The following is a 24304-nucleotide window of genomic DNA, read 5'->3' as shown; positions in this document are numbered from 1 at the left end:
ACGCGGCCTGTTCCACCGGTCTGCCACCTTCCCCATGAAAGCCTATCTCTGGTTCTGGGGCGCGTTCCTGCTGTTCTTCGCGTTGCCCTTCCCCTGCATCCTCTATTTCGGAACCTCCTGGCCGGTGGCGCTGGCTGATCGCAGCGCGCCATGGCTGTCCCTGCTGCTGCTTGTGCTGTCGCTGGCTGCATGGCTCTCTCTGCTGTTCGCGTTCCTGCATTTCCTGCTGCTCGGCCCACCGCGCGCCCTGCATCGCGTCCGCTCGATCCTCGCCGATGGCGAACCGCGCGATGCGCTGATCGAACACGCTGAACAGACCGGCGTACAGGTGCGTGGCTTCGCGCAATGGAAACTGCAGCTGTCCTTCAAGAACCTGTCCGGCACGCCGATCCGCGAACAGCTGCTGGTGGTCGACAGCAAGCCGCAACTGCAGCGCTTCGGCGTCGGCAGGCACGTCGATGCACGCCTGAGCCGGGTGCCGGGCGCGTTCCCGAACGTGGTACTGGACGGTGCCCAGCCCGAACTGGATGTCGCCAGCCTGTGGCGGCGAAGCATCGGCGCAGCGCTCGGCATCGTCCTGGTAGCCGCTGCCTATGTGGCGGCCTACCGGCTGCAGAGCGAGGGCTTTGGCTGGACCTTCCTGTCCTTCGGCCACCCGCTGCTGGTGTGCCCGCTGGTGCTGTGTGGGTACATGTTGGGGCTGCGCCTGCTTGGCCGCCTGCTGCAGGCTGATGCGCGCGGCGACGCGTTGAAGTACCGCGGCATCGGCGTTGAGGCCAGGGTGCTGAAGGTGCGTCAGACCGGCACCTACCTCAACGAACAGCCGCAGGTGGAGTTCCAGCTGGAGTACACCGATCGCGACGGCCGCGTACAGCAGGTGAGCGTGCGCCGCTTCATCCCGCTGATCGATCTAGCCAACATCCCGCGCGAAAACGTGACCCTGCTGTACGACCCGGATGACCGTGGCAACGTGCGCCTGGAGGGCGTATGAAACAGCCGCCCTCCACCCACACCGTGTTCCTGGTACTGCTGCTGGTTCTGGCGGGCGTGGCCGTTGCCGGCGGCGCCCTGCAGACCATCAGCGAAACGCTGGGGCATTCGGTACAGCCGGACCGGTTGCAACCCTCCGTCTCGTCTCAGTCGCCGCGCGAGCAACCCGCATCGCTTGTGCCGTCCCCGGCCGCCTTCCCCGCGGCGAGTACCGCTGCGGCGCCCGAACGCAACAATCGCCTGTTCGATGCGGACTACCTGCAGGCTGCGCGCCAGGCACTGGAGCAGCTGCCGGCACTGGCCGGCCAGAGGCTGACGGTCTTCCATAGCATCCACTTCTACGACGATGGCCGCATCAACCTGGATCTGGTCGACCCGCAACAGCCGGGCCACGTCGACAGCTACCACTTCGAACGTGGCCAGTGGCGCAAGGGCAATCCGGTGAACCCGCAGCAGTTCGCGCCGACCATCAGCCTGCAGCGCAGCAGCACACCCCTGGCCAGCATCGATTTCGAGGCCGTGCCGCGCGTGGGGCAGGCACTGCAGGAACAACGCAACGCGCTGCAGAACCCCGCATCCGAAGTCGGCCACGTCTACGTGATCGTGCGCAAAGGCGGCAAGCTGGTGTGGCTGCCGGATGACGTCGCCGGTGACCGCGAATCCGTGCGCCTGCAGTTCGATGCGCAGGGCACCCTGCGCGGCGTGAACCGCCGATAGGCCACACAAAAAGGGGACGGAGGGGATTAAGTCGCATGTGCCTTGGTGCGGATTGCGACTTAATCCCCTCCGTCCCCTTTTTCTATTTCACCGAGCGGGCTATGGCGTACTGCGCGCCGTAGTACGTGGACAGCACCAGCACGCTGGCCAGCGGCAGGCCGCCGGCGAAGCGGTCCCAGGCCAGCAGTGAATCGCTGGCGACGAACAGCAGCGCACCGGCGGCAGCCCAGCGCGCGCTGCTGGCTTCCACGGCAGCGGGCTGTGGCCGGCGCCACTGGCGCGCCAGTGCCAGCACCGCCATCGAGGCCAGCACCACCACATACGCCAGCACCGGCACACGCATCGGTGCAGGCAGGTGCGGCCACAGGCCAAGTACGTTGAGCACGGCAAACGTCGCCAGCAGGACGCTGGCCGCCAACAGCCCACGCCCCGCACGCAGGCCGTCGTGGAAGGCCACGATGTAGCAGAGGTGGGCCAGCAGGAACGCGACCAGGCCCGGCACGAACGCATCCATCGGCAGCATCAAAGCGATGTCACCCACGCACGACAGCAGCATGCCGGCCAGCACCGCGCGTCGATAGAACGGCTGCGCGGGATCATGCACGCGCCAGACGATGGCAGCGATCAGCAGCGTGGTGGTCGGCTTGGCCAGCCAGTGCAGCCAGCGCCCGTCACCGTGCAGGAACGCACCGATGATGGCCAGGATCGCCATCAGCAGGATCACGCCATCGCGGGCGCGCGGCTTCATCGCGCCTTCCACAATTCTGCGAGGCGGTCAGGCTTGCCGGCGATACGCTCCAGCACCGGGTACTGCAGGCCACCGTGGTAGGCGATGCTCATCGTTTCGATGCGGTCGAACTGCTTCACCAGCAGCACGATCGGCGCCTTGTCCTTCGCTGCCGCAGCCACCGCGTCCTTCAAGCGCTGGCTGCTGTACTCACGGCCGCCAACCGCGATCACCTTCATGCCCGGTGCAAGACCGGCGTTGAACGCCGGGCTGTCCCAGATCACATCGCCGACCGTACCGCTGTCGAGTACGGTCGCGCCCAGCGAATAGGCGAGCAGTGCCGCCTTGGCGCGTTTTTCCTGTGCCTTGTAGGCGTCGTTCGGCGTATCGCGGTAGACCAGCTTCCAGCCCGCCAGCTCCAGGCCGCCGGTCAACGAACCGTGGCCGTCCAGGCGCCCGCGCAGGAACGTCGCCCAGTCGTACGGCGCGATGCCGTTCAAGGTCGCGACCACATCATCGAAGGTGTACGGGTTGACGTCCCAGTCGCCATTGCCGACGCCGAAGAACGCACGCGCGAAGTCGTCCAGGCTGCGGCGGTTGCCGCTCAGTTCGCGCAGCTTGCCCTCCACTTCCAGCCACAGCATCTGGCCGCCGGAGTAGTAGTCCTCGCTCATCTGGTAGTTGCGGTAGGGCAGCGTGCGGCGCTGGGCAATGGTCGGATCGTTGGTAGTGTCCTGCAGCGGCCGCCAGGCCAGGCCCGGTCGGCCACGGTCGTAGGTCGCGGCCACATTGGCCAGCATGTCGCGCGCCTGCGCGGTCGACCACAGCCCCGAACGCGCCGCCAGCACCTGGCCCCAGAACTGGGTCTGGCCCTCGTACACCCACAGCAGGCTGTCGCCCATCGGCACGTTGAAGTTGGCGGTGGTCAGGTCGGCGCCGCGACGGTACTTGCCGTTCCAGGAATGGGTGTACTCGTGCGGCAACAGATCGCGCATCCACGCGTTGCTGTCCCACTCGGTGAAGTAGCCCGGGTCAGCGCTGTTCTCGCTGGAACGGTGATGCTCCAGGCCGATGCCACCGAGGCGGTCGGTCAATGCCAGCAGGAACTCATAGTGGTTGTAGTGGCGCGCACCGTAAAGCTTGTCGGCCTGCTGGACCAGCGCGCGATGCATGGTGATCTGTGCCTCGCTCGGCTTCAGCGACTTGGCGTCGTCGGCAAACACATTGAGGTGCACCGGCACCTTCGCGCCCGGGTCGAGATCGATGCGCTGGTAGTGCTCGCCGGCGAACAAGGGCGAATCGACCAGATGGTCATACGAGATCGGCTTGAACACCACGGTGTCACCGTCGCGCCGCGCGGTTTCCAGCGCGGTTGCGAACGACCAGCCCTTGGGCAGGGTCACGCTGGCCTGCACCTGCAGGTCGCGCGCATCGACGCCGGCCGGATACAGCGAATTGGCGTTCCACTGCAGGTTGAGCATTTCCGGGGTCATCACCACCCGGCCCTGGCTGCCGCCCTGCGAGGACAGGAAGTCGAAGTGGGCGACGATCTCGCTCACGCCCTCGGGCACGTTCACCTTGAACGCATAGACGTTGAACTGGTCACGCTGCCAGGCCAGCGGCTTGCCGTTGGCGGTCACGCGCAGGCCGGCCAACTTGTCGATCGGGCCGGTGGGCGAATGGTTGCCGGGAATCCACTGCGGGTACAGCAGGGTCATCGGGCCGGGCTTGGCCGGCACCGTAGCGGTCACCTTGAAGATGCGCCGGGCCAGATCGCGCGCGTCGACATCGATGCGCAGCAGGCCGGGGGCCTCAGCGTTCGCCGGTGGCGAGGTCTGCGCCAGTGCAGGCGTGGCCGCCAGCGCGAACAGCAACGACATCGCCAAGGCTCGGGTCTTCATCGGGCAGGTTCCAACAGCGGAGAATCTTCCGATGCTAGGCCTGTAACGTGCCCTGCCCCATGGCCAAAGGTCATGGGCGGGCCGCCCATCCTTGCGTGCGAAAAAGCGTGCGAACCAAGGTTCGCACCCACCTTGTGCCGGTTCGCACCCACCAGAGCAGTTCCAGTAGATCCACGCCATGCGTGGATGAGGCGCTTCCCGGTCAGTCGACCAGGCGCAGGCGCAGTTCCTTCGGCAGCGCGAACACCATCGATTCCGGTTCGCCGTCCAGCTCGCCCACGCCGGTGGCGCCCAGTTCGGCCAGGCGCGCCAGCACGCCATCGACCAGCACCTGCGGTGCAGAGGCGCCGGCGGTCACGCCGATGTGCTGCTTGCCTGCCACCCATGCCGGGTCGATCTCGTGCGCGCCGTCGATCAGGTACGACTCCACGCCCTCACGGCGGGCCAGCTCGCTCAAGCGGTTGGAGTTGGAGCTGTTCGGCGAACCGACCACCAGCACCAGGTCGCAGCGCTTGGCCAGATCGCGCACGGCATCCTGGCGGTTCTGCGTGGCGTAGCAGATGTCGTCATTCTTCGGGCCCTGCATCGCCGGGAAACGCTCGCGCAGCGCATCGATGATGCCGCGCGTGTCATCCACCGACAGCGTGGTCTGGGTGGTGTAGGCGAAGTTTTCCGGCTGGTTGATCTGCAGCGTGGCAACCTGCTCCACGTCTTCCACCAGGTAGATCTGGCCGGTGCCGGCTTCGCGGTTCCACTGGCCCATGGTGCCTTCCACCTCCGGGTGACCGGCGTGGCCGATCAGCACCACGTCACGGCCGGCACGGCAGTGGCGGGCGACTTCGAAGTGGACCTTGGTCACCAGCGGGCAGGTGGCGTCGAACACCTTCAGGCCGCGGCGCTCGGCTTCCTGGCGCACGGCCTGGGACACGCCATGGGCGCTGAAGATCACCGTGTTGTTGTCCGGCACTTCGTCGAGTTCCTCGACGAAGATCGCCCCGCGCTGCTTCAGGTCGTCGACCACAAAGCGGTTGTGCACCACTTCATGGCGAACATAGATGGGCGCGCCCAGCGTTTCGATCGCGCGCTTGACGATCTCGATCGCACGATCGACACCGGCACAGAAACCACGCGGGTTGGCGAGCAGCACATCCATCAGTTCAATCTCCCGGCAGCGGCCGGCTTACGGTTTCGGATTGGCATTATCCGCCTTTTTGGCGGACTTGCCGTCGAACAGCCCAAACAGGGCGATGCCGATGGCACCCACCACGATGGCCGAGTCGGCGATGTTGAACGAGGGCCAGGTGTAGCTGCCCACGTACCACTGGATGAAATCGACCACATGGCCGTGCACCTGGCGGTCGATCACGTTGCCGATGGCGCCGCCGATGATGAGCGCATACGGCACCGCGGCCTTCCAGTTGCCGCGCGCGGTGCCGCGCAGCCACCACGCCATCAGGCCGCTGATGGCGATCGCCAGCGCGGTGAAGAAGTACTTCTGCCAGCCACCGGCGTCGCTCAGGAAACTGAATGCAGCGCCGGTGTTGTAGGTGCGGTACCAGTTCCAGAAGCCGTCGATGACCACCACCGGCTGGAACTCCGGCAGGCTCGACAGCACCCAGGCCTTGGACCACTGGTCCAGGCCGATGATGGCCGCCGACAGCAGCAGCCAGACCAGGGCGTTCGGATGCGGACGGGGCGCGGCCATCAGAACCAGCTCCGCACTTCGCCGGCGCCGGTCACGTTGCTCACGCAACGGCCGCACAGTTCCGGATGGTCGGCGTTGCTGCCGACGTCGGCGCGGTGGTGCCAGCAGCGCACGCACTTGGCCTTGGTGGTCGGCTGGGCGCTGACGAACACCTCGTCGGTGGTCGCCGGGCGCACCTGCACGTCGCCACTGATGAACAGGAAGCGCAGTTCATCGGCCAGCGGCTGCCACTTCGCGGCCTGCTCCTCGTTGGCGGCAATGGTGATCTCCGCTTCCAGCGCGGCACCGATGGCGCCGTTGGCACGCATCGGCTCGAGCACCTTGGCCACCTGCTCGCGCACAGCCAGCAACTGGTCGAAGTCGGTGGCGTTGAGCTGGGCATCGGCCGGCAGCGGCGCCAGGCCGTCGTACCAGGTGGTGAACAGCACATGGCCGGCATGCTCGCCCGGCAGGTAGCCCCACAGCTCGTCGGCGGTGAAGGTCAGGATCGGCGCCACCCAGCGGGTGAACGCTTCGGCGATGTGGTACATCGCGCTCTGTGCCGAACGGCGACCGTGCGAATCGGTCGGCATCGTGTACAGGCGGTCCTTGGTCACGTCCAGGTACAGCGAGCCCAGGTCCACGCTGCAGAAGTTCAGCAGCAGCTGCACGATCTCGGCCATGTTGTAGCCGTCGTAGGCCGCCTTGATCTTCTCCTGCAGCTCCCACGCGCGATGCACGATCCAGCGGTCCAGCGCGACCATCTGGTCGAGCGGACGCAGGTGCTGGGCCGGATCGAAACCGTCCAGGTTGCCGAGCAGGAAGCGTGCGGTGTTGCGCAGGCGGCGGTAGGCATCGGCGTTGCGCTTGAGGATCTCCTGCGACAGCGACATCTCGTTGCTGTAGTCGGCCGAGGCGATCCACAGGCGCAGGATGTCCGCGCCCAGCTTGTTCATGATGTCCTGCGGCTCGATGCCGTTGCCCAGCGACTTGGACATCTTGCGGCCGTGCTCGTCCACGGTGAAGCCGTGGGTCAGGCACTGCTTGTACGGGGCGCGCTTGTCGATCGCCACGCCGGTCAGCAGCGAGGACTGGAACCAGCCACGGTGCTGGTCGGAACCTTCCAGGTACAGGTCGGCCGGCTTGCCGAAGCCTCGCGCCGCAAGCACGCCTTCATGGGTCACGCCCGAGTCGAACCAGACGTCGAGGATGTCGGTGACCTTCTCGTAGTCGGCGGCTTCAGCGCCCAGCAGTTCGGCGGCATCCAGCGAGTACCACACGTCGATGCCCTCGGCTTCGACGCGGTCGGCGACCTGCTGCATCAGCTCCACCGAACGTGGATGGATCTCGCCGGTCTGCCGGTGGGTGAACAGTGCGATCGGCACGCCCCAGGTGCGCTGGCGCGAGATGGTCCAGTCCGGGCGACCGTCGACCATGCTCTGGATGCGCGCCTTGCCCCAGGTCGGGAACCAGCCGACGGTGTCGATGGCGGCCAGCGCATCGTTGCGCAGGTTGGCCTTGTCCATCGAAATGAACCACTGCGGGGTGGCGCGGAACACCACCGGCGTCTTGTGGCGCCAGCAGTGCGGGTAGCTGTGGCGGATCGGATGGAACGCCAGCAGCGAACCGTTGTCGCGCAGCACGCCGACGATGGCTTCCTGCGCCTTCCACAGGTGCTGGCCAGCCAGCACCACGTCACCGGCCGGCGGGGTCGATTCCAGGTACACGCCACGGCCGTCGATCGGGGTCACCTGGCCGGCGTTGTACTTGTCCAGCAGGCCGTACTTCTGGCTGACCACGAAGTCTTCCTGGCCGTGGCCGGGGGCGGTGTGCACCGCACCGGTACCGTCCTCGTCGGAGACGTGGTCGCCGTTGAGCACCAGGATCTCGCGCTCCGGGTAGAACGGGTGCGCCAGCAGCTGGTTCTCCAGCGCCGCACCGGTGGTTTCACCGTGCAGCACCACGTTTTCGACGCCATAGCGCTGCAGCGCGCGCTCGGCCAGCGCCGCAGCCAGCACCAGCCAACGGCGCTTGCCGTTGTGCGCCGGGCCTTCGGCCAGCACGTAGGTGATCTCCGCGCCCAGCGACACCGCCAGCGAGGCCGGCAGCGTCCACGGGGTGGTGGTCCAGATCGGTACGGCCACTTCCACGTCGGCCGGCACGCTCACGCCGAACGCCTGGCCGATGGCCTGCGCATCGCGTGCGGCGTAGGCCACGTCGATCGCCGGCGATTCCTTTTCCTGGTACTCGATCTCGGCCTCGGCCAGCGCCGAGCCACAGTCGAAGCACCAGTACACCGGCTTGGCGCCACGCACCAGGTGGCCGTTGGCCACGACCTTGGACAGTGCACGGATCTCGTTGGCTTCGAAGTCGAAGCTCAGGGTCTTGTACGGGTTGTCCCAGTCACCGGTCACGCCCAGCCGCTTGAAGTCCACGCGCTGGATGTTGATCTGCTCTTCGGCGAACTCGCGGCACTTCTGGCGGAATTCAACGGCGTCGAGCTTGGTGCCGACCTTGCCCCACTTCTTTTCCACCGCGATCTCGATCGGCAGGCCATGGCAGTCCCAGCCCGGCACGTAGGGCGCATCGAAGCCGGCCAGGTAGCGCGACTTGACGATGATGTCCTTCAGGATCTTGTTGACCGCGTGGCCCAGATGGATGCGGCCGTTGGCGTACGGCGGGCCGTCGTGCAGCACGAACAGCGGGCGGCCGGCGGCGTTGTCGCGCAGCTGCTGGTAGAGCCCCTGCTCTTCCCACCGCGCCAGAATGCCCGGCTCGCGCTTGGGCAGGTCGCCGCGCATCGGGAATTCGGTGGCTGGCAGGTTCAGGGTGGTCTTGTAGTCCTGGCTCACGCAGTGGCTCGCAATCTATGTTCGGAAAGGATGGCGCGCGCCTGTTCGGCGTCGCGGTGCATCTGGTCGGTCAGCGCCGCCAGATCATTGAATTTCTCTTCGTCGCGCAGCTTGGCGACGAACTCCACATCGATGTGGCGCCCGTACAGGTCGCCCTGGAAATCGAACAGGTGGGCTTCCAGCAGCGGCTCCACGCCCTCCACCGTCGGGCGGGTGCCGAAGCTGGACACCGACGGCCACGGTTGGTCGAACACGCCATGCACCCAGGTCGCGTAGATGCCCGACAGCGCTGGGGTCTTCGGGAACCGCAGGTTGGCGGTGGGGAAGCCCAGCGTACGGCCGAGCTGGCGCCCGCGCACCACCCGGCCGCTGATCGCGTACGGACGGCCCAGCAGGTCGTTGGCACGGGCGAAGTCGCCCTGCTGCAGCAGCTGGCGGATGCGGGTGCTGGAAATGCGTTCGCCATGCAGGTCAACCGCTTCAATTTCGCCCGCAGTGAAACCCAGTTCGGCACCCATTTTCTGCAGCAGAGCCAGGTCGCCACGGCGGCGGTTGCCGAAGCAGAACTCCGGGCCGATCCAGACCTCACGCGCACTCAGGCGCTTGACCAGCAACTGGCGCACGAAGGTCTCGGCCGGCATCGCTGCCATCGCCGCGTCGAATCGCAGCAGGCCGACCGCATCGACACCGAGCTCGCGCAGGATCTCGACCTTGCTGCGCGCCAGGGTCAGCCGCGGCGGCGGTGTGCCCTGGGCGAAGAACTCACGCGGCAGCGGCTCGAACGCCACGGCCACGGCGGCCACGCCCAAGGCGCGCGCGCGGGCAACCGCATGGCGGACCAGCGCACGATGGCCCAGGTGGAGGCCGTCGAATGCACCGATACAGACCACGCTTCCGTTGGGGAACAGCTCCCCGCCCTCGACGCTTCTGAACAGCCTGCTCATCAACTCTCGTTCCGGCCCGACCGGGGCCGCCGCTTCAATGGTGTAACCCTGAAGTATAGCCGCCACAAGCCGCGATCAATGCCCACGCAGATCGCGCGGGCGGAAGCCCATCGCCAGCATGGCTACCGCGTAGGTGGCACCGCCACCGCCGACCAGCAGCGACAGGCTGCCGATCCGCTCCCACACGCTCATCGCCGAGAAGCCCGGCAACCAGTGCAGCAGGGCCAGCAGCACACCAACCATGGCCGCACAGGCCAGCAGCAGTCGCAGCAGATAGCCGCCCCAGCCCGGCCGGCGCTGGTAGACGTCGGTCTTGCCCAGCCAGTACCACAGCAGGCCCAGGTTCAGGTAACTGGACAGCGCGCTGGCAATGCCCAGTGCCAGATGCAGGCCCGGCTGCTTGCCGATGGCCGCCATCACGCCCTGCGCCTTCAGCTCGTCCGGCACCATGACCTGGTACAGCACCGCCAGCAGGGCGAAGTTGAACACCATGTTGGCCACCAGCGCGGCCACACCCGCGCGCACCGGGGTCTTGGTGTCCTGGCGTGCGTAGAACGCTGGCAACACCACCTTCAGCAGGGCGAACGCCGGCAGGCCGAAACTCAGGCCGTACACCGACAGCGCGGTCATGCGGGTATCGAAGGCACTGAACTGGCCGTGCTGGAAGATGGTCGCGATCAGCGGTTCGGCCAGCAGCAGCAGGCCCAGCATGGCCGGCACCGAGATCAGCAGGGTCATCCGCAGGCCCCAGTCCAGCGAGCGCGAGAAGCCTTCGCGGTCGGTGCTGACGTGGTGACGGGCCAGCGCCGGCAGGATCACCGTGCCCAGCGCCACGCCGAACACGCCCAGCGGCAGCTCCAGGAAGCGGTCGGCCAGCGACAGCCAGGACTGCGAGCCATCGGTCAGCTTGGCCGCGATGACGGTGTCCAGCAGCAGGTTGATCTGCGCCACCGAGGAGCCGAACAGGGTCGGCACCATCAGCGTCATCACCTTGCGCACGCCCGGATGGCTCCAGCCCCAGCGCGGCAGGGTCAGCAGGTTGATGCCCTTCAGCGAGGGCAGCTGGAACAGCAGCTGCAGGATGCCGGCAGCCAGTACCGCCCAGCCCAGCGCCAGGATCTGTTTCTCCGGGGTGCCGCCCAGCCGCGGGGCCAGCCACAGTGCACCGGCGATCATGCACAGGTTGAGGATGACCGGGGTCAGCGCCGGCATGGCGAAGCGCTGGAAGCTGTTCAGCGCGCCGCCGGCCAGGGCGGTCAGCGACACGAACAACAGGAACGGGAAGGTCAGGCGGAACAGGTCGACCAGCAGGCCCTGCTTGACCGGATCGGTATCAACGCCACTGGAGAAGACCGAGGCCAGCTGCGGCGCGAAGATCAGCGCCAGCGCAGTGACCAGCATCAGCACCCCGCCCAGGGTGCCGGCGGTGCGGGCCATCAGTTCACGCAGCTCGGCGTGGCTGCGGGTCTCCTTCACTTCCGTGAACACGGGCACGAAAGCGGTGGCGAAAGAGCCTTCGGCGAACAAACGTCGCAGGAAATTGGGTACCCTGAAGGCGACCCAGAAAGCATCAGTGATGGCGTTGGTGCCGAACGTGGTGGTCACCACGAAGTCCCGGACAAGTCCGAGAACGCGCGAGACCATGGTCATGCTGCTGAACGACAGCAGGCCCCGCAACAACTTGGGTGAACTCACTCAGCGTCCCTCTTGACAATCGACTTGACGTGCATTTCTTACGCCATCATACTAGCTAGCTTGCTGTTCCCATAACACCGATTTTTTCAGGAAACCACCACCGTGGCCAATATCAAGTCCGCCAAGAAGCGCGCCAAGCAGACCGTCGTGCGCAACGCGCGCAACGTGGCTCAGCGCTCGATGCTGCGCACCGCTGTCAAGAAAGTGATCAAGGCGCTGGACGCCAACGATGCCGCCGGCGCCGAAGCCGCCTTCGCCGTTGCCCAGCCGATCCTGGATCGCTTCAGCGCGCGTGGCCTGATCCACAAGAACAAGGCTGCTCGCCACAAGAGCCGCCTGAACGACCGCATCAAGGCCCTCAAGGCCGCCTGATCCGGCGTTGCCGTCCTGCCCTCCGGGGCCGGGCAGCAGACAAGAACCCGGCCCCGGCCGGGTTTTTTGTTGCCAGCGATCCGGTAGTGCCGGCCGCTGGTCGGCAACCCCGAGGAATGCCGGCCAGCGGCCGGCACTACCGGAAAATGAAAAACCCGGCCGAAGCCGGGTTTTTGCCAACGCCAGTCGACTGACAGTCGACTCTACTGCGCGTTACGGGCTTCCTGCTCTTCTTCCTTCTGGCGATCGAAAAAGGCCATGATCCGGCTCATGATCGGGAAGGTACCTTCGCGGCCCAGCGCGGAGACCAGGAACCACGGCTCCTTCCAGCCCAGCTCGGCGACGATCTGCTCGGCCGCAGCCTTCGCTTCATCCTCGAACATCAGGTCAGCCTTGTTCAGCACCAGCCAGCGCGGCTTCTGCAGCAGTTCCGGATCGTGCTTTTCCAGCTCGCGCTCGATGGCGCGCACCTGCTCGACCGGGGAAATGCCTTCCACCCCACCCTCCATCGGCGAGATGTCCACCAGGTGCAGCAGCAGGCGGGTGCGCTGCAGGTGGCGCAGGAACTGCGCACCCAGGCCGGCACCGTCGGCCGCGCCTTCGATCAGGCCCGGGATGTCGGCAATCACGAAGCTGCGGTAGTTTTCCACCTTCACCACACCCAGGTTCGGGTACAGCGTGGTGAACGGGTAATCGGCCACCTTCGGCGTCGCCGCCGAAACGGCACGGATCAGGGTGCTCTTGCCGGCGTTGGGGAAGCCCAGCAGGCCGACGTCGGCCAGCAGCTTCAGCTCCAGCTTCAGCGTGCGCTCCTCACCCGGCTCGCCCGGCAGCGCCTGGCGCGGCGAGCGGTTGGTCGAGCTCTTGAAGTGCATGTTGCCCAGGCCACCGCGGCCACCCTTGGCCACCAGCAGGCGGTCGCCGTGCTGGGTCAGGTCGCCGATGACTTCATCGGTGGCAACGTTGATCACCACGGTGCCGACCGGCACGGTGATGGTCAGGTCTTCGCCGCCCTTGCCGTAGGCCTGGCGGCCCATGCCGTTCTCGCCACGCTGCGCCTTGAAGATGCGGTCATGGCGGAAGTCGACCAGGGTATTCAGGTTTTCGTCGGCGCGGATGTACACGCTGCCGCCCGCACCGCCGTCGCCGCCGTCCGGGCCGCCGAGCGGAATGAACTTCTCGCGACGGAAGCCAATGCAGCCGTTGCCGCCGTTGCCGGCGAACACTTCGATTTCTGCTTCGTCTACCAGTTTCATTGTTTCGATGCCTGCGATGGGCGCGGCCTGCCGGCCGTCACCTTGAATGTTATGCCTGCCGATGGCCGGCAGCCCGGCCTGGCCGGTCTTGCTTCAACTCTAACGAAAAGCCCCGCCGAAGCGGGGCTCTTCATGCAGCACCCCCATGCCGAGGCACGGGCGCCGGCGATGCCTGGATCAGGCGTCGGCCGAGACGATGCTGACGGTGCGACGCTTCTTGGCGCCCTTGACCGAGAACTCCACCTTGCCGTCCACGAGGGCGAACAGGGTGTGGTCACGGCCCAGGCCAACGCCGGTGCCCGGGTGGAACTGGGTGCCGCGCTGACGCACGATGATGTTGCCGGCTTCGATGGCCTGGCCGCCGAAGATCTTGACGCCCAGGTACTTCGGGTTGGAGTCGCGACCGTTGCGCGAGGAGCCTACGCCCTTTTTATGTGCCATGACTGCTTCTCCTGATGCTTAGCCGGCGATGCCGGTGATCTCGATTTCGGTGTAGTACTGACGGTGACCCTGACGCTTCATGTGGTGCTTGCGGCGACGGAACTTGATGATCCGGACCTTGTCAGCACGACCCTGGGACAGGACCTTGGCGGTGACGGCAGCGCCCTTCAGCGCATCGCCCAGCTTCACGCCGTCGCTGTCACCCAGCATCAGGATGTTGTCAAACTTGATCTCGCTGCCGACTTCGACTTCGAGCTTTTCAATGCGGAGCTTTTCGCCCTGCGCCACGCGGTATTGCTTACCGCCGGTGACCAGTACTGCGTACATGACCAGGCCTTCCTCTGTAGTTATTGTGGTCTGAGCTGCCGCCATCGAGGGCGGACAGGAGCGGAATTGTACGCAGATCAGCGGGCGCTGGTCAAGTCAACCCCTGAACGTCGAAGGAGACGGCACCGGAAAGGGGTCAGAACCCTTTTCACGCCGTGAAAAGTGTTCTGACCCCTGGCTGACGGCCTGTCTCACAAGGTGAGACACCGGGCTGGCATTGTCGCCCATTGCCCCCATCTGGTCACCTCGGTAGGCTGACCGATTGCCGTTCCCTGCTGGCCCGGCACCCAGCCAACGCCCCCACAACCGGATCCCCCATGGCGATGGATTTCATCCGCATCCGCGGCGCGCGGACGCACAACCTGAAGAACCTCGACCTCGACCTGCCCCGCGACAAGCTGATCGTGATCACCGGCCTGTCCGGCTCGGGCAAGTCCTCGCTGGCGTTCGACACCATCTATGCAGAAGGCCAGCGCCGCTATGTCGAGTCGTTGTCGGCCTATGCGCGCCAGTTCCTGAGCGTGATGGAAAAGCCGGACCTGGACCACATCGAAGGCCTGTCCCCGGCCATCTCGATCGAGCAGAAGTCGACCTCGCACAACCCGCGTTCGACCGTCGGCACGATCACCGAGATCTACGACTACCTGCGCCTGCTGTACGCCCGCGTCGGCACCCCGCGCTGCCCGGACCACGGCTATCCGCTGGAAGCGCAGACGGTCAGCCAGATGGTCGACCAGGTGCTGACGCTGGACCCGGAACAGCGCTACATGCTGCTGGCGCCGGTCATCCGCGACCGCAAGGGCGAGCATGCGCAGGTGTTCGACCAGCTGCGTGCGCAGGGCTTCGTCCGTGTGCGCGTGGACGGCGAGCTGCATGAAATCGACGCGGTGCCGCCGCTGGCACTGCGCCAGAAGCACACCATCGAGGCGGTGATCGACCGCTTCCGCCCGCGCGAGGACATCAAGCAGCGCCTGGCCGAGAGCTTCGAGACCGCGCTGAAGCTGGGCGACGGCATGGCCTCGGTGCAGAGCCTGGACAACACCGAAACCGCGCCGACGCTGTTCTCCTCCAAGTATTCCTGCCCGGTCTGCGATTACTCGCTGCCGGAGCTGGAACCGCGCCTGTTCTCGTTCAACGCACCGTTGGGCGCCTGCCCCGGCTGCGATGGCCTGGGCATGGCCGAGTTCTTCGACCCCTCGCGCGTGGTGGTGCATCCCGAACTGTCGCTGGCCGCCGGTGCGGTGCGCGGCTGGGACCGCCGCAACGCCTACTACTTCCAGCTGATCGCTTCGCTGGCCAAGCACTACCGGTTCGACGTCGACGCGGCGTGGAACTCGCTGCCGGCCAAGGTGCAGCAGGCCGTGCTGTACGGCAGCGGCGACGAAGCGATCACCTTCACCTACTTCACCGAAGCCGGTGGCCGCACCCAGCGCAAGCACCGCTTCGAGGGCATCATTCCCAACCTCGAACGCCGCTACAAGGAAACCGAGTCGCCGGCGGTGCGCGAAGAACTGTCCAAGTACATCAGCGAGCAGCCGTGCCCGGAATGCCACGGCGCGCGCCTGAACAAGGCGGCTCGCAACGTGTTCGTGGCCGACCGCCCGCTGCCGGACCTGGTGGTGCTGCCGATCGACGAGGCGCTGAAGTTCTTCAGCGAACTGAGCCTGCCGGGCTGGCGTGGCGAAATCGCCGCGAAGATCGTCAAGGAAATCGGCGAACGCCTCGGCTTCCTGGTCGATGTGGGCCTGGATTACCTGACCCTGGAGCGCAAGGCCGACACCCTGTCCGGTGGTGAGGCACAGCGCATCCGCCTGGCCAGCCAGATCGGCGCCGGCCTGGTCGGCGTGATGTACGTGCTCGACGAGCCGTCCATCGGCCTGCACCAGCGCGACAACGAACGCCTGCTCGGCACCCTCACCCGCCTGCGCGACCTGGGCAACACGGTGATCGTGGTGGAGCATGACGAGGATGCGATCCGTCTGGCCGACTATGTGCTGGACATCGGCCCGGGCGCGGGCGTTCATGGCGGCGAGATCGTCGGCCAGGGCACCCTGCAGGACATCCTGGAAGCCCCGCGCTCGCTGACCGGCCAGTACCTGTCCGGCAAGCGCGCGATCGAGATTCCGGCGCGCCGGCACAAACCGAACCCGAAGATGACCCTGCACCTGCGCGGGGCCAGCGGCAACAACCTGAAGGGCGTGGACCTGGCGATTCCGTCGGGCCTGCTGACCTGCGTGACCGGCGTGTCCGGCTCGGGCAAGTCGACCCTGATCAACGACACCCTGTTCTCGCTGGCCGCCAACGAGATCAACGGTTCCTCGCACCCGATCGCCCCGTACAAGGAGATCGATGGCCTGGACCTGTTCGACAAGGTGGTGGACATCGACCAGTCGCCGATCGGCCGCACCCCGCGTTCCAACCCGGCCACTTACACCGGCCTGTTCACTCCACTGCGCGAACTGTTCGCACAGGTGCCTGAAGCGCGCGCGCGTGGCTATTCGCCGGGCCGCTTCAGCTTCAACGTGCGCGGCGGCCGCTGCGAAGCCTGCCAGGGCGACGGCCTGATCAAGGTCGAGATGCACTTCCTGCCGGATGTGTACGTGCCGTGCGATGTCTGCCATGGCAAGCGCTACAACCGCGAAACGCTGGAGATCCTGTACAAGGGCTTCAACATCAACGACGTGCTGGAAATGACCGTCGAGGATGCGCTGAAGCTGTTCGAGCCGGTGCCGTCGATCGCGCGCAAGCTGGAAACGCTGGTCGACGTCGGCCTGAGCTACATCAAGCTGGGCCAGAGCGCGACCACGCTGTCTGGTGGTGAAGCGCAGCGCGTGAAGCTGTCCAAGGAACTGTCGCGCCGCGATACCGGCCGCACCCTGTACATCCTCGACGAGCCGACCACCGGCCTGCACTTCCACGACATCGAAGCGCTGCTGGGCGTGCTGCACAAGCTGCGCGACGAGGGCAACACGGTGGTGGTGATCGAGCACAACCTGGACGTGATCAAGACCGCCGACTGGATCGTCGATCTGGGCCCGGAAGGCGGGCATCGCGGTGGCACCATCCTGGTCACCGGCACGCCGGAAGACGTGGCGGCCTGCCCGCAGTCGTACACCGGCCAGTTCCTGGCCCGCATGCTGCCGTCCACCAGCGCGCGCCCGGAACAGCCGGCCGCCGTGGCCAACAAGCCCGATGCCCGCCCGCCGCGCAAGGTGAAGCCTGAGAAGCCGGCCAAGGTGGCGAAGAAGGCGGTGGCTGCCAAGAGCACCGGCAAGGCCAGCAAGAGCACGACCAAGAAGAAGGACGCCTGATGAGCAGCGAACACAAGATCCTGGCCCGCATCCCGATCAGCGTACGCTGGCGTGACATGGACAGCATGGGCCACGTCAACAACGCCAAGTACATTTCCTACCTGGAGGAAGCGCGCGTGCGCTGGATGCTGGGCGTGGACGGCGTATCGATGACCGACCGCATCGCACCGGTGGTGGCCGCGACCAACGTCAATTACCGGCTGCCGATCGTGTGGCCCAACGACATCGTGGTCGAACTGTTCGTCGAGCGCCTGGGCAACAGCAGCGTGACCATCGGCCACCGCATCGTCGATCAGCAGGACGATTCGAAGCTGTATTCCGATGGCAACGTGGTGGTGGTCTGGATGGATACCCAGACCGGCAAGAGCGCACCGCTGCCGGAGGCGATCCGCAGCGCCTCTACCTGACGCGCCCTGGTGGGTGCCGACCTTGGTCGGCACGCATTGGCTGCAATGAGGTTGCCGGCCAGCGGCCGGCACGACCGACACTGATCAAAGGACTGACATGATCCACAAGACCGAACTGCGCGACCTGCTGCCCGGCATGGTCCCCTTCCCCACCGACGTCTTTCCCGCCGACCAGGCCTGGCTCGGCCAGCACCTGCTGCCGCTGCTGAAGATCGACCTGGGCGTGCTGCGCCCGGAACTGGCTGGCCAGGTGGCAACGATGCTGTGCCCGATCGAGCCGTACGACGGCTGCATCGGCGAGACCACCGAAGAACACCACAACGATTTCACCGGCACCAACTGGATCGCCTTCGAACTGACCGCCGGCAACCAGATGCGCTTCCTCGGCAACGAGGGCTATTTCATCGGCGATGCGGTACAGGACAAGGACGCACAGGAACACATCGCGCAGATGCGCGAGAGCTACGCCAAGGCCCGCGACTACCATGCCACGCACGGCCGTCTCGCCTGCTACTCGCGCTACGGCAAGGGTGAGGCCAGCGAGCGCGATTATCTGGATACGCTGGGTGGCCCCATTGGTTTCGGCAACTGGACCGAGACCGCGGAGATTCCCGCAGCCTTCGAACTGGGCTTCACCGAGGCGGCCGATGACCCCAATGCTGCGGACGATGCCGAAACGGTGATCATCACCCGCGATGGCAACAAATTCTTCGCCGTGGCCGACGTAGCCGGCTACAACTGGTGCGCCACCGGTGCCGACGCGATCGTGATGCTGTACGAGCCGGTCAGCCGCACGGTGCTGTTCTCTTACGACTGGTCGTAAGCCTGTTTGGTAGTGCCGGCCGCTGGCCGGCATTGCCCGTGCTGCCGGCCAGCGGCCGGCACTACCCGACCGTCATTTCGCAGCCTTGCGCACGGTCAGCGTCGCGCTCGCTTCACCCCCCCCTTCCAGCTGCAGCCGCAGCGGCAGCACCTGCCCTTCCTTCAGCGCGCCCTTGCCCTGCATCAGCATCAGGTGCAGGCCGCCGGGCTTGAGCTCGGCACGCGCGCCGGCTGCCAGCGGCAGGCGCTCGATCGCGCGCATCCGGCTGACCCCGTCGACAATCGTGGTCTCGTGCAGCGACACATCACCGAAGCTGCTGCTGGTCGCGCCGGTGATCGCCACCGCCATACTGCAGCGATTGTGGATGACGCCGTAGCCGGCGGTCATCGGCATTGCCGGATTCGGAGGCAACCGCGCCCAGCCCTGCTCCACCGTGACGCACGCCGGTTCGGCGGCCGAGGCCGATGCTGCGGTCGCACACAGGACCCACAGTACGCCAACGAATGGTTTGGTTATCATCGCCCAGGTTCCTTCTTCGCAACGAGACCGCAGCATGACGACGCTCATCGAGGTGATCAACCATGGCCCCATCCGCGAACTGCGCCTGGCACGGCCGCCGGTCAACGCACTGGACACCGAACTGTGCCGGCAGTTGATCCATGCCATCGAGCTGGCCATGGCCGAAGACGCGCATGGCATCGTGCTGTCGGGCAGCGAGCGCGTCTTCACCGGCGGCATGGACGTGCCGCACCTGCTCTCGCATGGCGATGACAAGCACAAGTTGTTGGACACCTGGAACGCCTTCTTTGGCGCCGTGCGCACGTTGGCCGAGAGCCGCATTCCGGTGGTCGCGGCGATCACCGGCCACGCCCCGGCGGGTGGCTGCGTGCTGGCCCTGTGCTGCGACTACCGGGTGATGGCGCGCAGCGCCGATCCGTCGCGGCCGTATGCCATCGGCCTGAACGAGGTGCAGGTCGGCCTGATTGCGCCGGAGGGCATCCAGCGCCTGCTGCGCCGTGCGGTGGGCGTGCACCGCGCCGGTGTGCTGCTGACCACCGGTTCGCTGGTGCCGGCCGAACAGGCGCTGCAGATCGGCCTGGTGGATGAGCTGGCCGAGGGAGACCTGGTGGTGGCACGCGCCATCGCTTGGCTGCAGAACCTGCTCAAGCAGCCGCGCCAGCCGATGCTGCTGACCCGCGCGATTGCCCGTGCCGACCTGCATGAGGCGCTGCACCCGGACCTGATCCAGCTGGACCGCTTCGTCGAGGCCTGGTTCGCCCCGGACGCACAGAACGCCCTGCAGGCACTGGTAGCCCGGCTGGGCAAGTAAACGGTAGTGCCGGCCGCTGGCCGGCAACCACAGGCGTCCGGGAAGGATTGCCTGGTTGCCGGCCAGCGGCCGGCACTACCGAAGATGGGGCAGCCGGCCTGCACCGGTATAATCGGGGCCTCTTCACTGCTGTGGCCGCCCCCCCTTGAACGACACGCCCGAACCCGTCGTCTCCGAGCTGATCGACCTGCTCACGCTGGAGCGTCTGGAGGACAACCTGTTCCGCGGGCAGAGCCGCGACATCGGCACCAAGTACGTGTTCGGCGGGCAAGTGCTGGGCCAGGCGCTGGCCGCAGCGCAGGCCACGGTCGACAATGGCCGCCACGTGCACTCACTGCACGCCTATTTCCTGCGCGCCGGCAACATCGACCACCCGATCGTCTACGACGTGGACCGTACCCGCGACGGCGGCAGCTTCTCGGTGCGCCGGGTCACCGCGATCCAGCACGGCAAGGTGATCTTCTTCTGCGCGGCCTCGTTCCAGCAGGCCGAGACCGGCGCCGAGCACCAGCACAAGATGCCCGAAGTGCCACAGCCGGAAGACATCGAGCCGAATCGTCCGCTGCCGGCGGAAGTGCTCGAACGCCTGCCGATCAAGGTGCAGCGCTGGCTGTCGCGCGGTGGCCCGTTCGAGTTCCGCCACGTGTACCCGCGCGACGAACTGAACCCACCCAAGCGCCCGCCCTACCACCAGGTGTGGCTGCGCCTGAGCGAACCGGTGGGCGATGCGCCGGAGCTGCACCAGGCGCTGCTGGCTTACGCCTCCGACTTCCACCTGCTGGGCACGGCGACCTTCCCGCACGGTATCAGCTACTACCACCCGCACGTGCAGATGGCCTCGCTCGACCACGCGATCTGGTTCCACCGCCCGTTCCGCGCCGACGACTGGCTGCTGTATTCGCTGGACAGCCCCAGCGCGCAGGATTCGCGCGGCCTGGCCCGCGGCCAGTTCTTCACCCGCAATGGCGTGCTGGTGGCCAGCACCGCGCAGGAAGGCCTGATCCGCGTCGTTCCCGACCAGGCCGCGGCCGCTGCCGTGCCAGCCAAGGAGTAACCCCATGCGCCAGATCTTCAGCAGCCAGCGCGTGGAAACCGTCGAAGGCGTGGCCGAGCTCCTGCGCGAGCATGGCATCGACGTCAAGGTGACCAACGGGCGCTCGTACAAGACCCGCCGCCGCGGTCAGTTCAGCTATACCGACCTGGGCAACGCCAACGCCTATCCGGCGGTGTGGATCGTACGCGCCGACGACCAGCCGCGCGCGCGTGAAATCCTGCGCGAGGCGCGCCTGCTCGACACCACCCGTCGCGACCACCCGACCGCCGAGTTCGCCTTCCGCGACGCGCCGGAACCGGGCAGCGGCGGCCGCAGCTGGGCCTGGCGCATCCGCATCGCCCTGCTGGTGGTGATCGCCGGCGTGGCGTTGGTGATCGGCCTGCGCCATCGCGGTGCCCCGGCACCGGTCGCACCGGCCCCTGCGCCGCAGGCCCAGCCGCAGCAGGTACAGCCGGCACCGCAGGCCGCGCCGGAAGAGGAAGAAGAAGTCCGGGTCCGCATCCAGCCCTCAAAATGACGCACGGGTAGTGCCGGCCGCCGTCCGGCAGCCACAAAAAGGGGACGGAGGGGATTAAGTCGTTTGAGGCACAAACGACTTAATCCCCTCCGTCCCCTTTTTTGTCATGAGGATGCCGGCCAGCGGCCGGCACTACCGCACAGAAAGTCGGTCACATTGGGCGCGCGGCTCCGTCATGGGACACAATCCCAGCAGGAGAGCCGCCGCCATGACGACGTTCGCCGCATCGATCGACCAGACCCTGGAACGCGAACTGCCGGCCGCCGCCAGCGGTTGCCAGCACGCCTATGGCCGCATCGTGCTGGCTTGCCAGAACACGGTCACCGCCATCGCGCTGGCCATCACCCGCGACCGCCAGGCCAGCGAGGACATCGCCCAGGAAGCCTTCGTCAAGGGCTGGCAGCAGCTGCACCAGCTGCGCAGTTCGACCAGCTTCCTGCCCTGGCTTCGGCAGATCACCCGCAACCTGGCCCGCGATTGGCTGCGTGCACAACGTGGCCGGCCGCTGACCGGCGAGGCCGCCGAGGTGGCGATGGGCATGGCCGCCGACCCTTCACCGGGCGCGGCCGACCGCCTGCAGCGGGTGGAAGAAGAGATCGCCGCCGAGGACATCATTTCAGCGTTGCCGGCCGACAGCCGCGAAGTCCTGCTGCTGTACTACCGCGAAGGGCAGCGCTCGCAACAGGTCGCCGATCTGCTCGGGCTCAGCGATGCGGCCGTGCGCAAGCGCCTGTCACGTGCACGTGCCCTGGTGCGCGACGGCCTGCTGCAGCGCTTCGGTGAGTTCGCGCGCAGCAGCGCGCCGAGCGCCGCATTCGCCACGGCGGTGGCTTCGATGGTACTGGTGGCCGCGCCCGGCACGGCCAGCGCAGCGATCCTGCTCGGCACCGGTGTCGGCGTGGGCGGCAGCAAGCTGGGCCTGGGCGGCGTCAGTGCCGCAGGCGGGGCTGCCATGGGTTCACTGACGGCCGCCGCCAGCCAGCTGCACCTGATTCCCGCCAGCGACTGGGCCACCGTTGCCGGTGGCGTCGTCGGCGGCATCATCGGCAGCTATCTGGGTGGCCGCTTCCTGCTGCGCTTCGCAGACACCCAGCAGGAACGAACAGCAGTGCGGCGCTTCGTGCACCTCAATACGTTCACCGCGATGGTCGTCTGCACCAGCCTGCTGATCTCGCAGATGCTGCAGGTGCCAATCTGGCTGCAACTTGCGATTCTCGTCATCGGCCTGGGTACGGTGAACTACCAGTGCCTGGTGCCGCTGCAGCGCGTGATGGCACCCATGATCGCGCGCGATTCAGCGCGGCGCGGCCGCAGCGGAACCAACTGGAAATATGAATCCGTGTACGGGCGCACCGGCATCATCGGGGCGAACGTATTCGTGATCGGCCTGGTGGTATATGCGCTGATGCGCAACGGAAACGTGTAACGGACAACGCCGGCAGTACGCCGGCGTTGTCATCAATCACTGCATTGAACCTCAGCGCTGCGGCTTCGGCGCAGCGCCATCACGCGGACCGCCATGGCGCGGGCCACCGTGCATCGGGCCCTTGGCAGCGTCGAACTCGGCCTTGCTCAGCTGGCCATCCTTGTTGGTGTCGGCGGCAGCGAACCAGGCATCACGATGCTGCTTCATGCGCAGCTCGCGGTCGGCCTTGTCCAGGTAGCCGTCCTTGTTCAGATCAAGCTGGTCGAAGCGCGCGGCCAGGCGCGGATCGGCCTTGGCTTCCTCGCGGCTGATGCGGCCGTCCTTGTTGACGTCCAGCTTGGCCCAGCGCTCACCGCCGTGGCCACGTCGCCCATGCTGCCAGCGCGGCAGCTCATCGCGCGAGAGCTTGCCGTCCTTGTTCTTGTCCAGCTCGTCGAACTTCGCGGCCAGGCGCGGGTTGGCGGCGGCCTCGCTGCGGTCGATGACGCCGTCGCCGTTGGTGTCCAGCCTGGCCGGGCGCGGCGCGGGCGTGGTCGGGGTGTCGGCGGCCAGCGCGATACCGGAAGCGGAGGTGCCCAGCAGCAGGGCCAGCAGCAGGGGGGTACGGATCATGAGGTCACTCCTGGGGATGGGAACAGCGTCGGGGTGATCACTTCACCCTCGGGGGACAACAACGCCCGGGCGCGACGTCGGTTGACGCTACTGCCGATTCCATTCATCCGCCGGACAGTCGCCGCCACTGCGACAACCTGGGGCTATGCTGTGCCCATGGCGATACATGGCGACAGAGACGACGAACTGCGACTTTTCCAGACCGGCGAGCACCCCTGCGGGTACTGGTCGGACCGGGTGGCACGCGACCTGGTGCTGGACCCGAACGACCGCCGCCTCGGTGCGCTCTATCCGCTGGCACTGAGCTGGGGCTTCCGCCGCAGCGGCGACTTGGTCTACCGGCCGCATTGCGCGCACTGCCAGGCCTGCGTGGCGGTGCGCATCCCGGTGGCGCGCTTCGCTCCGGACCGCAGCCAGCGCCGCTGCGCCGCCCGCAATGCCGACCTGGAGGTGCGGATCACCGCCGCCACCGCCCGCGACGACCTGTTCGCGCTGTATCACCGCTACCTCACCCACCGCCACGCCAACGGCGGCATGGACGACCATGGACCGCACGAGTTCGAGCAGTTCCTGATCGGCAGCTGGTCGCACACCCGCTTCATGGAAATGCGCCTGCCCGGCCACGACGGCCAGCCCAGCCAGCTGCTGGGGGTGGCGGTGACCGACGTCACCGAGCACGGGCTGTCGGCGGTCTACACCTTCTTCGACCCGGACCATGCCGCGCGCGGGCTGGGCACCTTCGCGATCCTGCAACAGATCGAATGGGCGCGCCGCGAGGGGCTGCCACACGTGTATCTGGGCTACTGGATCCGCGGCCACCAGAAGATGGACTACAAGCGTCGCTTCCATCCGCTGGAAGCCTACGATGGCCGCCGCTGGCACGATTTCGACAATGATCTGGACGGGCGCTGACAAACC

General features: G+C 66.7%; 23 protein-coding genes. 11 read left to right on the top strand and 12 right to left on the bottom strand.

The window, feature by feature from the left end:
- The first annotated feature begins 34 nt into the window (after positions 1–34).
- A complete protein-coding gene (locus tag AC5P9N_RS01420) occupies positions 35–991 on the top strand; it encodes a hypothetical protein (protein ID WP_062606738.1) in 957 nt (318 codons plus the stop codon).
- Positions 988–1707 (top strand): hypothetical protein, encoded by a 720-nt coding sequence (locus AC5P9N_RS01415; protein ID WP_099484357.1) that lies wholly within the window; start codon positions 988–990, stop codon positions 1705–1707. The genes AC5P9N_RS01420 and AC5P9N_RS01415 overlap by 4 nt, the downstream gene beginning before the upstream one ends.
- Positions 1708–1789: 82 nt before the next feature.
- Here the strand turns inward: AC5P9N_RS01415 and AC5P9N_RS01410 are convergent, their stop codons facing one another.
- From AC5P9N_RS01410 to murJ, 7 genes are all read right to left on the bottom strand, one after another.
- Positions 1790–2455 (bottom strand): lysoplasmalogenase, encoded by a 666-nt coding sequence (locus tag AC5P9N_RS01410; protein WP_049417546.1) that lies wholly within the window; start codon positions 2453–2455, stop codon positions 1790–1792.
- Positions 2452–4335 carry a M61 family metallopeptidase gene (locus tag AC5P9N_RS01405; protein ID WP_099484356.1) on the bottom strand — a complete coding sequence of 628 codons (1884 nt, stop codon included), beginning with the start codon at positions 4333–4335 and terminating at the stop codon, positions 2452–2454. Before AC5P9N_RS01405 ends, AC5P9N_RS01410 begins: the two co-directional genes overlap by 4 nt.
- Before the next feature lie 202 nt (positions 4336–4537).
- The gene (ispH, locus tag AC5P9N_RS01400) at positions 4538–5488 is read right to left on the bottom strand and encodes a 4-hydroxy-3-methylbut-2-enyl diphosphate reductase (protein ID WP_005408565.1); all 951 of its coding nucleotides are present in this window, start codon (positions 5486–5488) and stop codon (positions 4538–4540) included.
- A gap of 27 nt (positions 5489–5515) precedes the next feature.
- Positions 5516–6040, bottom strand: a complete 525-nt coding sequence (lspA, locus tag AC5P9N_RS01395) for a signal peptidase II (RefSeq protein ID WP_005408564.1) — start codon at positions 6038–6040, stop codon at positions 5516–5518.
- Positions 6040–8871 (bottom strand): isoleucine--tRNA ligase, encoded by a 2832-nt coding sequence (gene ileS, locus AC5P9N_RS01390; protein ID WP_043034123.1) that lies wholly within the window; start codon positions 8869–8871, stop codon positions 6040–6042. The genes lspA and ileS overlap by 1 nt, the downstream gene beginning before the upstream one ends.
- Entirely contained in the window at positions 8868–9815 is a 948-nt protein-coding gene (locus AC5P9N_RS01385) for a bifunctional riboflavin kinase/FAD synthetase (RefSeq protein WP_012479506.1), read from the bottom strand. The genes ileS and AC5P9N_RS01385 overlap by 4 nt, the downstream gene beginning before the upstream one ends.
- A gap of 75 nt (positions 9816–9890) precedes the next feature.
- Positions 9891–11495: a murein biosynthesis integral membrane protein MurJ gene (murJ, locus tag AC5P9N_RS01380; RefSeq protein WP_032965638.1), complete on the bottom strand. Its 1605-nt coding sequence runs from the start codon at positions 11493–11495 to the stop codon at positions 9891–9893.
- Positions 11496–11612: 117 nt separating this feature from the next.
- Between murJ and rpsT the strand changes: the two genes are divergently transcribed.
- The gene (gene rpsT / locus AC5P9N_RS01375; RefSeq protein ID WP_005408560.1) at positions 11613–11882 is read left to right on the top strand and encodes a 30S ribosomal protein S20; all 270 of its coding nucleotides are present in this window, start codon (positions 11613–11615) and stop codon (positions 11880–11882) included.
- A gap of 203 nt (positions 11883–12085) precedes the next feature.
- Here the strand turns inward: rpsT and cgtA are convergent, their stop codons facing one another.
- The 3 genes from cgtA to rplU all read right to left on the bottom strand — a co-directional run bounded on the left by cgtA (position 12086) and on the right by rplU (position 13906).
- On the bottom strand, positions 12086–13138 hold the full coding sequence (cgtA, locus tag AC5P9N_RS01370) for an Obg family GTPase CgtA (RefSeq protein ID WP_005408559.1): 1053 nt from the start codon (positions 13136–13138) through the stop codon (positions 12086–12088).
- A gap of 177 nt (positions 13139–13315) precedes the next feature.
- Positions 13316–13579, bottom strand: a complete 264-nt coding sequence (gene rpmA, locus AC5P9N_RS01365; protein WP_005408558.1) for a 50S ribosomal protein L27 — start codon at positions 13577–13579, stop codon at positions 13316–13318.
- Positions 13580–13597: 18 nt separating this feature from the next.
- A complete protein-coding gene (gene rplU, locus AC5P9N_RS01360; protein ID WP_005408557.1) occupies positions 13598–13906 on the bottom strand; it encodes a 50S ribosomal protein L21 in 309 nt (102 codons plus the stop codon).
- Positions 13907–14223: 317 nt separating this feature from the next.
- Here rplU and uvrA point away from each other — a divergent pair, with 317 nt between their 5' ends.
- The 3 genes from uvrA (at position 14224) to AC5P9N_RS01345 (ending at position 18447) form a co-directional block, all read left to right on the top strand.
- Positions 14224–17217, top strand: a complete 2994-nt coding sequence (uvrA, locus tag AC5P9N_RS01355) for an excinuclease ABC subunit UvrA (protein ID WP_099484355.1) — start codon at positions 14224–14226, stop codon at positions 17215–17217.
- On the top strand, positions 17217–17624 hold the full coding sequence (locus AC5P9N_RS01350; RefSeq protein WP_033833359.1) for an acyl-CoA thioesterase: 408 nt from the start codon (positions 17217–17219) through the stop codon (positions 17622–17624). Before uvrA ends, AC5P9N_RS01350 begins: the two co-directional genes overlap by 1 nt.
- Before the next feature lie 97 nt (positions 17625–17721).
- Positions 17722–18447, top strand: coding sequence for an enolase (locus tag AC5P9N_RS01345; RefSeq protein ID WP_076738843.1), 726 nt, complete (start codon positions 17722–17724; stop codon positions 18445–18447).
- A 72-nt stretch (positions 18448–18519) separates the two neighbouring features.
- On the opposite strand, the gene AC5P9N_RS01340 is transcribed toward AC5P9N_RS01345, so the two are convergent.
- Positions 18520–18966 carry a copper chaperone PCu(A)C gene (locus AC5P9N_RS01340; protein ID WP_012479450.1) on the bottom strand — a complete coding sequence of 149 codons (447 nt, stop codon included), beginning with the start codon at positions 18964–18966 and terminating at the stop codon, positions 18520–18522.
- A gap of 34 nt (positions 18967–19000) precedes the next feature.
- On the opposite strand from AC5P9N_RS01340, the gene AC5P9N_RS01335 reads away from it, so the two are divergent.
- The 4 genes from AC5P9N_RS01335 (at position 19001) to AC5P9N_RS01320 (ending at position 22774) form a co-directional block, all read left to right on the top strand.
- Complete coding sequence (locus tag AC5P9N_RS01335) at positions 19001–19777, top strand: enoyl-CoA hydratase/isomerase family protein (RefSeq protein ID WP_012479449.1); 777 nt, start codon at positions 19001–19003, stop codon at positions 19775–19777.
- Positions 19778–19922: 145 nt separating this feature from the next.
- Entirely contained in the window at positions 19923–20831 is a 909-nt protein-coding gene (gene tesB, locus AC5P9N_RS01330; RefSeq protein ID WP_005412623.1) for an acyl-CoA thioesterase II, read from the top strand.
- A gap of 4 nt (positions 20832–20835) precedes the next feature.
- The gene (locus AC5P9N_RS01325; RefSeq protein WP_012479448.1) at positions 20836–21348 is read left to right on the top strand and encodes a hypothetical protein; all 513 of its coding nucleotides are present in this window, start codon (positions 20836–20838) and stop codon (positions 21346–21348) included.
- A 208-nt stretch (positions 21349–21556) separates the two neighbouring features.
- On the top strand, positions 21557–22774 hold the full coding sequence (locus AC5P9N_RS01320) for an RNA polymerase sigma factor (RefSeq protein ID WP_049395529.1): 1218 nt from the start codon (positions 21557–21559) through the stop codon (positions 22772–22774).
- A 51-nt stretch (positions 22775–22825) separates the two neighbouring features.
- Here the strand turns inward: AC5P9N_RS01320 and AC5P9N_RS01315 are convergent, their stop codons facing one another.
- Positions 22826–23386, bottom strand: coding sequence for an EF-hand domain-containing protein (locus AC5P9N_RS01315; RefSeq protein WP_005412620.1), 561 nt, complete (start codon positions 23384–23386; stop codon positions 22826–22828).
- Positions 23387–23542: 156 nt separating this feature from the next.
- Between AC5P9N_RS01315 and AC5P9N_RS01310 the strand changes: the two genes are divergently transcribed.
- On the top strand, positions 23543–24298 hold the full coding sequence (locus AC5P9N_RS01310) for an arginyltransferase (protein WP_005408547.1): 756 nt from the start codon (positions 23543–23545) through the stop codon (positions 24296–24298).
- Positions 24299–24304: the final 6 nt, after the last annotated feature.

It is taken from the genome of Stenotrophomonas sp. YJH_SMC_6, assembly GCF_059371335.1.
The sequence above is the reverse complement of the archived record's forward strand: the minus strand, read 5'-3'. Positions and strand labels throughout refer to the sequence as shown.